Source organism: Frankia sp. CoWAU3, from assembly GCF_977971855.1.
Map to the genome: position 1 here is coordinate 1 of NZ_CDWWXB010000145.1, position 8,773 is coordinate 8,773.

Annotated in this window: 8 protein-coding genes; 4 read left to right on the plus strand and 4 right to left on the minus strand. The window is 69.7% G+C overall.

Features of this window, described 5'->3' with window-relative positions; translation table 11 throughout:
- Window positions 1–477: GNAT family N-acetyltransferase (locus AC08ON_RS12940; protein WP_476617057.1), on the minus strand; the 477-nt coding region annotated here is incomplete at its 3' end.
- Between the two features lie 100 nt (window positions 478–577).
- Window positions 578–856 (minus strand): type II toxin-antitoxin system TacA family antitoxin, encoded by a 279-nt coding sequence (locus AC08ON_RS12945; RefSeq protein ID WP_476607683.1) that lies wholly within the window; start codon window positions 854–856, stop codon window positions 578–580.
- A 180-nt stretch (window positions 857–1,036) separates the two neighbouring features.
- Here AC08ON_RS12945 and AC08ON_RS12950 point away from each other — a divergent pair, with 180 nt between their 5' ends.
- Together AC08ON_RS12950 and mdoC are read left to right on the plus strand one after the other, a co-directional pair.
- Window positions 1,037–1,882 carry an aldo/keto reductase gene (locus tag AC08ON_RS12950; RefSeq protein ID WP_476607684.1) on the plus strand — a complete coding sequence of 282 codons (846 nt, stop codon included), beginning with the start codon at window positions 1,037–1,039 and terminating at the stop codon, window positions 1,880–1,882.
- A 149-nt stretch (window positions 1,883–2,031) separates the two neighbouring features.
- Window positions 2,032–3,297 (plus strand): glucans biosynthesis protein MdoC, encoded by a 1,266-nt coding sequence (gene mdoC / locus AC08ON_RS12955; protein WP_476607685.1) that lies wholly within the window; start codon window positions 2,032–2,034, stop codon window positions 3,295–3,297.
- Window positions 3,298–3,335: 38 nt separating this feature from the next.
- Here mdoC and AC08ON_RS12960 read toward each other — a convergent pair whose 3' ends face one another.
- Window positions 3,336–4,121 carry an ABC transporter permease subunit gene (locus AC08ON_RS12960; protein ID WP_011435620.1) on the minus strand — a complete coding sequence of 262 codons (786 nt, stop codon included), beginning with the start codon at window positions 4,119–4,121 and terminating at the stop codon, window positions 3,336–3,338.
- A complete protein-coding gene (locus AC08ON_RS12965) occupies window positions 4,118–5,287 on the minus strand; it encodes an ABC transporter ATP-binding protein (protein WP_476607686.1) in 1,170 nt (389 codons plus the stop codon). Before AC08ON_RS12965 ends, AC08ON_RS12960 begins: the two co-directional genes overlap by 4 nt.
- Before the next feature lie 607 nt (window positions 5,288–5,894).
- Here AC08ON_RS12965 and AC08ON_RS12970 point away from each other — a divergent pair.
- Together AC08ON_RS12970 and AC08ON_RS12975 are read left to right on the plus strand one after the other, a co-directional pair.
- Window positions 5,895–7,859 carry a PP2C family protein-serine/threonine phosphatase gene (locus AC08ON_RS12970; RefSeq protein WP_476617058.1) on the plus strand — a complete coding sequence of 655 codons (1,965 nt, stop codon included), beginning with the start codon at window positions 5,895–5,897 and terminating at the stop codon, window positions 7,857–7,859.
- Between the two features lie 46 nt (window positions 7,860–7,905).
- Entirely contained in the window at window positions 7,906–8,622 is a 717-nt protein-coding gene (locus AC08ON_RS12975) for a DUF4230 domain-containing protein (RefSeq protein ID WP_476607688.1), read from the plus strand.
- Window positions 8,623–8,773 lie beyond the last annotated feature (151 nt).

The window sequence follows — 8,773 nt, forward strand, 5'->3', positions numbered from 1 at the left end:
GGCGGCGTGTAGCGGCAGCGCGAGCAGGTAGGGGTCGACGCGGGTGCCGAGGAAGCCGAGATGGCGGTAGAACGCCCGGCCGGGTTGCCGTATCGCGTGGGCGAGCAGGAGCGGCACTCCGACCATGCGATGGACGGTCAGCGACCGCATCACGGCGTCCCGGACGAGTTGGGCGCCGAGCCCGCGGCCCTGGTACCGGACATCGACCGCGAGCCGTCCCACGAACATCGCCGGAACGGGTTCGGTGGACCGGCGCGACCACCGGCGTGAACCGGGGATCCGTTCCAGGGCCGCGGTGGCCAGGCAGTAGTAGCTGGTGATCCGGGTACCGTCGACGATCACGAACGTGTTTGTCGTCCGGTCCTGCTGGTGTTCGAGGGCGTGGTGGCGCAGCCAGCCGTCGAGCAGGTCGTCACCGCTGTTGAAGGTGAGCCGGTCCGGGCCCTCGGACAGGGCCGCGGGCTTGGCGAGGGGCACTGCGTAGGATCCTTTCTTGGGGCCGCGTCGGACCGCGTCGGGATCGCCGGTCGACTGGTCGGCCGATCGGGAGGCGGGCAGAGGTGGCGGGGTGCTCCGGCTACTCCTGCTGCTCCGAGCCCGGTTCCTTGTCGAGGAGCCGGCGCAGCCGGGGGGAGTGCGGCGGCGGCGCGTCGAGCAGCGCCTCGAGCTTGCTCCAGTCGGCATCCGGGACGCGGAACAGGCGGCGGTCGGCGAGAACCTCTCGCGCGTATCGCTTCATGGCCTCGACGGCGAAGTCCTCAAGGGACAGGCCCTCACCCTCCGCGGCCGAGCGGATGATCTCGGCTTCATCCTCGGGTAGTCGTACCGCGAGTCTGTCGTCCCTGGCGGTGCTCATGTTGGCAGTCTGCCCTCCGGGTCTTCGGACCCGTTTCCCCGGGTCTCGCTCGCCGACGTGGGTACCACATCCATCGCGGCCGTGTCGCCCGGATGCTCGAAGGCCGGCCGGAGCGCGGATCCCGTCGGGTGCCCGGCATCTCTTCGTACCAGATCTTCGTACCAGAGAGGTCCTACGCCCGTGGTGCTTTCGCCTGTCCCCACCGTCCCGCTCGCGCACGGTGCCCGGATGCCCAGGCTCGGGCTCGGAACCTGGCCGCTGAACGACCGGGAGGTCCAGGGGGTGGTGGAACAGGCGCTCGGGCTGGGCTACCGATTGATCGACACCGCGCACAACTACGGCAACGAGAAGGGAGTGGGCGCCGGACTACGCGCCGCCGGCGTGCCCCGCGAGGAGCTGTTCGTCACCACGAAGTTCAACAAACGCTCGCACAGCGTCCGCGGCGTGCGCAGGGCCGCCGTGGAGAGCGCCCGCCGGATGGGGCTGGACTACCTCGATCTGCTCCTCATCCACTGGCCGAACCCGTGGCGGGATCGGTACGTCGAGGCCTGGAAGGGGCTCGTCGAGCTGTTGAAGGACGGCCAGGTGCGCGCGATCGGGGTGTCGAACTTCAAGACGACCCACCTCGACCGGCTGCTGGCCCAGACCGGTGTCGTGCCGGACGTGAACCAGATCCAGCTCGATCCCCGACTCGGCCGGTCCGCGATCCGCGCCTACCACGCGGAGCAGGGGATCGTGACGGAAGCGTGGAGCCCGCTGGGCGCCGGCACCGGGCTGCTCGACGAACCGGTGATCACGCGGATCGCCGCCGCGCACGAGCGCACCCCCGCGCAGGTCGCCCTGCGCTGGCACATCGAGCTGGGCATCGTGGTGGTGCCGAAGTCGGCCAGCCCCAGGCGCCTGGCAGAGAACATCGACGTCTTCGACTTCACGCTTTCCGCTGAGGAGATTGCCGCGATCTCCGGACTGGACCGGGGCGCCGCGGGGGAGGCGGACGCCCTCGACTCCGACGTGTTCGGGCACTGAGCTTCGGGAGTTCGGGGTCCCTGGGAGCTCGGGGCAATCCTCTCGTTTCGTATCATTCATGATACGTACGATGTACGCCTGCCACGTCTTCACCGGAGGGCGTTGCCCGTAGGGGCTCGGAGCGGTCCGGCAGCCTTGGTGGAGGAATCGTGGGGCGAAAGGCGGCGCCGTCCGCTCCGGGCGGGCACTACCACCACCTGGACGCGTTGCGCGCCGTCTTCATGCTGGGCGGCGTCTTCGTGCATGCCTCGACGCTCGGTGACGACCCGTTCTTCCACGGGATCGCCCACGCCTCCGGCCTCTTCCGGATGGCGGACTTCTTCCTGATCTCCGGGTTCCTCTCCGCGATGCTCGTCGGGAAGTATGGGCCGTCGCGCACCGTGCATCGCAGGCTCGCCAGCGTGGGAATCCCATTCCTGTGCACCCTGGTCCTGTTCAATCCCACCGCGCTCTGGTTGAGCTACAACTTCCACAACCCGGACGTCTCGTTCCTGGACTTCCTGCGTGGAAACATCGTCCCCGAGCCGGTGGGCGAGCTGCGCTGGCCTCTGCAGCTGTGGTTCCTCATGGTGCTGCTCGCCTACGCGCTGTGCACCCCGGCGGCCGTGAGCGTCATATCCCGCCTTGTGGCCAGCTCCCTCTACCGGCGGGCCACCACCGGTCGGCTGCGCGTCATGGCCACGATCATTTCACTCGTCATCGTGACCACCATCCTCATCCGCGGCGGGTACCGGGCCGCGGTGACTCCCGTCATCGGTTCCGATCCCCTCGACCTCCCGGTCGAGGAGACGCTGGACTTCCTGCCGTTCTTCCTCCTCGGCGTGCTCCTCTACCTGGATCGGCGGCGAATCCTGCCGTCCTTTCAGCGGCCCGCGCCGATCCTGCTCGCCGTGGCCGGCGTCCTGCTGCTGGCGGCCAATCAGGACTGGGGTGGAGTGCTGACCTCATCCACCGGTCTGGTGCTCAGCAGGACCCTCTTCACCATCGCGATCACCGCCACGCTCTTCGCCCTTGCCAGCCGGCTCGTCCCCGGCCCGCGGCCCGCCGTCCGCTACCTCTCCGACGCCTCCTACACGGTCTACCTCTTCCACTATTTCTGGATCTACGCCATCGCGACGCTGCTCTCGCTGGACCCGAGCCTCCGCTGGCCGCAGATGCTCCTGGTCACCGCCCTCACCTTCGGCGTGACCCTGGCCATCCACCATTTCGTCATCTTGCGGTCACCCTTCCTCCGCAAGATCTTCAACGGGAAATTCCCGGTCGACGGCCGCCGCGGCACCGGCCGGCCCGCGGCCGGGCCCCTGACCACAGCGGCCGGCACGGCGGACTCCGAGCCGACCCAGCCGCTGCGCTGGCTTCCCCGGGCCGAACAGCTCGACCCGGAACGGACCCAGCACCTGCGCTGGGCTCCCTGACGCAATCTTCCTTTATAACGCTCCCTTATAACGTTTCCTTATGAGGTCATGTCCCGGCGCCAGAAGAGGACGACGGCGACCAGCACCATCGCGGTGCAGTAGACCAGCCCGCGCAGCAGCGCGTCGGCGTAGGGCGTGGCGACGGCGAAGCCACCGGTGGCGATCGCCTCCATCAGCTGCACCGGCAGCCAGGCCCGGGCGGGACCGTAGATGCGCGTGACCAGCATCTCCACCGGCAGCGCGTAGGCGACCGCGACCGCGATCGCCGCGGCAGGCGCGCGGAAGACGATCGCGGCCAGGGCGCCGAGCGCGGCGTAACCGAGCGATCCGGCGCACAGGTTGACAAAGCTCTTGCTCAGTTCGGCCAGCCCCGCCGCGCTGCTCCAGGCGGCCGTCGACACCCCCTTCAGCGGCGCGAGCGCGAAGGACAGCGCGACCGAGACCACGGTCGCCACGGCGATGACGAGGACCACGAATGCCGCCAGAGCCAGCAGTTTGCCGGCGAGAAGCCGGAGCCGGTGCGGCTGGGCGACGAGCTGGTTGCGCAGGGCCCCGTGCGCATGGTCGCCTGCGAGCGACGCGGCGACGACGGACAGGGCCACCACGCCGAGCAGGATGCTGACCGCCTGCACCCCCTGCGCGACGCCGTTCGCGGCGGACAGCCCGCTGGCCGTGACGGGGTCGCCATCGAAGTCGTTGTGCCCCACCGAGACGAAGGTCAGAACGGTGCCGAGCAGGGCCGAGGCGATGACCGCCCCCAGCGTCCCGAGCAGGAACCGGGTCCGCAACAGCGGCACCCATTCGGCGCGGAAAGCCGTGATCATGTGGCACCTCCACGGCTCTGGGCCGGGTCGAGCCCGGCTCCCACGGCGGGCACACTGCCGTCCGGGGTGTGCCCGAAACGGACGAGGTCGCCGTCGATTTCGCCGGTGACGCGCAGGAAGGTCTCCTCCAGGTTCGGCCGATGGGTGCGCAGCGAGCGCAGGGTGATGCCGGCGCGCATCGCCAGTCGGTTGAGGTCCGCGGCCACTCCCTCGCGGGCGTGGGCGGTCACCACCGGATGGCGTTCGCCGACTCCCGCGTCGCACGACGGCCCGGGGCAGAGGTCGATCTCGACCCGAAGGCCGGTCTCACCGAGGAGCCCGGCCAGGCGGCGGGCGTCGTCGTCCCGCTCGGGCACCATGAGGATCCGGGGATCCTCGGCGGAGAGCAGGTCGGTGACGTGCCCCTGGAACAGCATCCGCCCGCCATTGATCATCACCAGATGATCGCAGATCTGCTCGACCTCGGTCAGTAGATGGCTCGACATGAAGACCGTCATGCCGCTGCTGGCCAGCTGACCCAGCAGCGCGCGGATCTCCCGGATGCCTGCCGGGTCGAGGCCGTTCGTCGGCTCGTCCAGGATGAGCAGGTTGGGATCGGGCAGCAGAGCGGCGGCGATGCCCAGGCGCTGCTTCATCCCGAGGGAGTAGGCGGTGAACCGGTCGTCGGCTCGCTCGGTCAGGCCCACCTGTGCGAGGACTTCCCCGACCCGCCGCGCGCGATCGGCGCGGCGCCGCCCGCCGATCCCACGCAGCAGGGCGAGCTGGTCCAGATTGCGCCGGCCGGACAGCCCGGGATGGAACGTCGGGCCCTCGATCATCGCCCCGACCCGGCCCAGGTAGCGGGCCGGATGGGAGATCGACGCGCCCAGCACGTACCCCTGGCCCGCCGTGGGGCGGATCAACCCCAGCAGCATGCGTAGCGTGCTGGACTTCCCGGCCCCGTTCGGGCCGACGAAACCGGACAGCGTCCCGCGCGGCACCTGGAGGTCGAGATGGTCCACCGCCACCCGATCGCCGTACCGCTTGCCGAGCCCGCGGGTCCAGATTGCCGCCTCGGTCGGGCCCTCGGGCGATCGCCCGGCCAGCCGCGGGGGCCGCGCCGCGCCGCGGGGGCGGCCAGCCACGTTCGATGCGTGCGTCGGTTCGGTGACCGAACCCGAAGTCATCGTCTGACAGCCTCCCAGATCATGCGTTCAACTCCCGAGATCGGTCGATCCGTTACCCTCCACCGTGACTCCGTCATCCACCGTGCTCCATGGGAGTCGTGCCCGCGGAGGCCGTCGTGGTCGACCACATGCGCGGCCGCTGGCGGGGTCGGCACCAGCACGGAGGCTGATCGAACTCCCGCGCCGACCGGCGGTACGCACTGGGCGCCGTCGGCACCGGGCACCGCAGCGGCCGGGCCAGTCCCCGGCTCGGGATCCGCCGAGCTCAGCAGGCCTAACGAGTGGACCACGGGCACCGTTCCAGCTCCCGGCACTCCGGAGCGCTCGGTGCCGTGGGAACCCGGAGGTTTCCGCCTCGTCCGAAAGAGTGACGACGTATCGTCATTTTCGCTCATTTCCGACATGTCATCAAACGATCATTGGCGAAAGTCCGGGGCCAGGGCAGGTCCGCGTCGTCGCCGAGGTTTGCGATCATCCGGCGCGGCACAGTCAGTGCGGCGCTCATCGTTCCAGCCGCGAGATGGGGTAGCTGTCGTACGAGCCCCCCGGGGGACCCCACACGTCACCCGACACAACCGGCGCCCGACGGCTGGACGACAATCTTCACATGGGTGAGACGGCTGGCCTTCGGCGTGGCATCCGGGTGCTGACGCTGCTCGCCAGCATCTCGATCATTGTGATGCTGGTGTTGGCCGTGGTCTCCGCCCTGCGGTCACGTCATGCCGCGACGGAGCGGAGCAGGCATCTGGACCCGGCTGCGACCACCACCGCGATGCTCCTGGCCGACTTTGTCGACCAGGAGAATGCTCTGCGTGGCTACATCATCACCCGGGACCGGGGTTTCCTGGTCCCCTACAAGGAGTCCGCCAGGTCCATCCCGGTCCTGACGGCACGGCTGGACGCATTGCTGGCCGACTTCCCCGCGCTGCGCGCACAGCACGGGGAAGTCGGCTGGGCGTACCGGGACTGGCGTCGCGAGGTTGTCCAGCCGAAACTGGCCGCGATGGCGAGAGGAGACACCGCCGCCGCCCAGGATATCGTGCGCACCAAAGCGCGCCAGGACTTCGACCTGCTGCGCCGCGAGGTCGCGGAGCTCGCCGCGGCGATCGACCGCGAGCAGGTCGAGGCGTCCGGGCGGGTGGAGAGTGCCTCCGTGCTGCTGCTGAGCTCGCTGGCCAGCGCGATGTTCGTCATCCTCGGCTTCCTGCTAACCATTATGATCATCTCGCGGCGATGGCTGCTCCGCCCGATCGGAGCGTTGCAGCGATCCGTCAACGCGGTGGCCGCCGGTCGCTACGACACCCGGATCCCCTCCGTCGGCCCCAAGGAGATCGTGGAGCTGGCCGCCGACGTCGAGACGATGCGCGCCCAGCTGGTGCGGCTTGTCCGCCAGAACGAGCGGTCGTGGGAAGCCCTGGCCCAGCAGGGACCCGCCGTGATCGCATTGCGGGACGCGCTCACGCCCTCGCTCCTGCGGGCCCGCGGCCTGGTCCTGCACGGCCGGGTCGATCCGGCCGAGGGCGAACTTGCCGGGGACTGGTACGACGCCTTCGAGCTGCCCGACGGGCGGGTCGCCGTCGTGGTCGGTGACGTCTCCGGTCATGGAGCCGCGGCCGGGGTCTTCGCGTTGCGGCTCAAGCAACTGCTCGACGCGGCTCTGTCGACGGAGATCGATCCCGGTCGGGCCCTGGAGTGGACGGTGGACAACCTCGGCGAGATCGAAGAGATGTTCGCGACCGCGATCATTGCCGTCGTCGACCCGCGGACCGGGGACCTGTACTACGTCAACGCCGGTCATCCCGACGTGCTACTGCTGCGCCGGGCGGTGCCCGGGAACCCCGGGAACATGGCGTCGGCGGGCGAGTCGCCCGTGGGCGAGGTGTGGGTGGGTGAGCTGCCCGCAGGCAAGGTACCTGCGGACGCGGTGCTTCCCGGTGAGGCATCCTCACCGCAGATACCCGCTCCGACCGCTCACCTGGTCGGACCCCGCGATCCCGCCCGGCCGGGATGCGGCCCCGGTGACGGGGCGGGCGGATCCATCATGGCGGCTGCTGTTGGATCTGCGCAGGCTGTTGGATCTGCGCAGGCTGTTGGATCTGCGCAGGCTGTTGGATCTGCGCAGGCTGTTGGATCGGCCTGCGGGCCGGGGAATGGGGCGAACGGTGCCGGCCCCGGGTCCGGTCGGGTGCCGGGAGCCGGTTCCATCGTCGGTTCCCGGCTGGAAACGGCGCAGGTCGTTCGGCTGCCTCCGACGGGCCCGTTGATGTCGAGCCTGCTCGCGGAGCCCGGGGCGTGGGGAATCCAGACGCTGCGGCTCGAACCGGGCGACGTGCTCTTCGCCTACACCGACGGACTGGTGGAGGCGCGTGACGAGGCCGGGCGGCAGTTCGGGCTGCACCGGCTGATCGCCGAGATCCTGCGCGATCCCACGCGCACGCCGGTGGCGCTGCTCGACGACGCCTTCGACGCGGTTCGCCGGTACGCGCCCGGGCGGCAGGGCGACGACCGTACGGCGATCATCCTCGCCCGTACCGCCCAGCGTGGCTCCACGATCGCGCCCGGAGAGTCATAGCGCCGACATCGGCGTGGTTGCCGGCCATTTCGGGTAGAAGACGCCCATGAACGACGAGTCCGGCCTGGACCGGCCCACCCGCTCGACCCGGTCTCCGCGATCTCTGCGGTCTCCGTCGTCCCGACTCAGCCCACTGCGGTTGATCGCCGTCGTCGCTGTCATCGTGCTCGTCCTCGCCGGCATCGCCCTGGTGGCGGGATGGCGGCCGAGCCTGCCGAACCCGTTCGAGGAGAGGACGGTCGACCGCAGTTCCCCGGCGGTGCTGCGTTCCCTGGAAGAGCTGAGCGACTATCACGCCGCCAGCGCCCACTTCGAGGTGGTGGTCGACCTCGAGAAGGACAGCAAGTGGATCCCTGATGCGCTGCGCGGCGAGCGCACCCTGTTCGTCGGGGTCGGTACCGTCGACTCGGTGATCAATTTTGGTGCGCTCGGCAAGGACGCGGTCACCGTCTCCCCGGACCGTCGTGTGGTCACCATCGAGTTGCCGAACCCGACGCTGTCCAGGCCCGAGCTGGATCTCGACCACAGCTACGTGGTGGCCCGCCAGCGCGGCGCGCTGAACCGCGTCGGCGGGTTGTTCGGTGGGGTCGGCACCGACCAGGAGCTCTACCGGACCGCGTCGGCGCGGATGACCGACGCGGCGAAGACGGACGGTCAGGTGCTCGACCTGGGCAGGAAGAACACCACCGCCATGCTGCGCGGTCTACTCGGCGCGCTGGGCTTTACCGACGTCAGGGTGACCTACGCAGCCGACCGCCGCTAGGCGAACGGAGTGCTCAGTCCGTCGCAGTCAGCCTGTCTTCGCCAGCCCGGCGACCACCCGGTCGATCTCGGCCCGGAAATGCTCCGAGATCTTGATGATGTGCGGTTCGCGGAGCAGGTAGAAATGCTCACACGGAACGAAATGGGTTGGC

Excerpts from the sequence above, each read along its gene's own strand:
- AC08ON_RS12960 (WP_011435620.1), bottom strand. The coding sequence starts at position 4,121 with ATGATCACGGCTTTCCGCGCCGAATGGGTGCCGCTGTTGCGGACCCGG.
- AC08ON_RS12945 (WP_476607683.1), bottom strand. The coding sequence starts at position 856 with ATGAGCACCGCCAGGGACGACAGACTCGCGGTACGACTACCCGAGGAT.
- AC08ON_RS12965 (WP_476607686.1), bottom strand. The coding sequence starts at position 5,287 with ATGACTTCGGGTTCGGTCACCGAACCGACGCACGCATCGAACGTGGCT.
- AC08ON_RS12970 (WP_476617058.1), top strand. The coding sequence starts at position 5,895 with ATGGGTGAGACGGCTGGCCTTCGGCGTGGCATCCGGGTGCTGACGCTG.
- AC08ON_RS12975 (WP_476607688.1), top strand. The coding sequence starts at position 7,906 with ATGAACGACGAGTCCGGCCTGGACCGGCCCACCCGCTCGACCCGGTCT.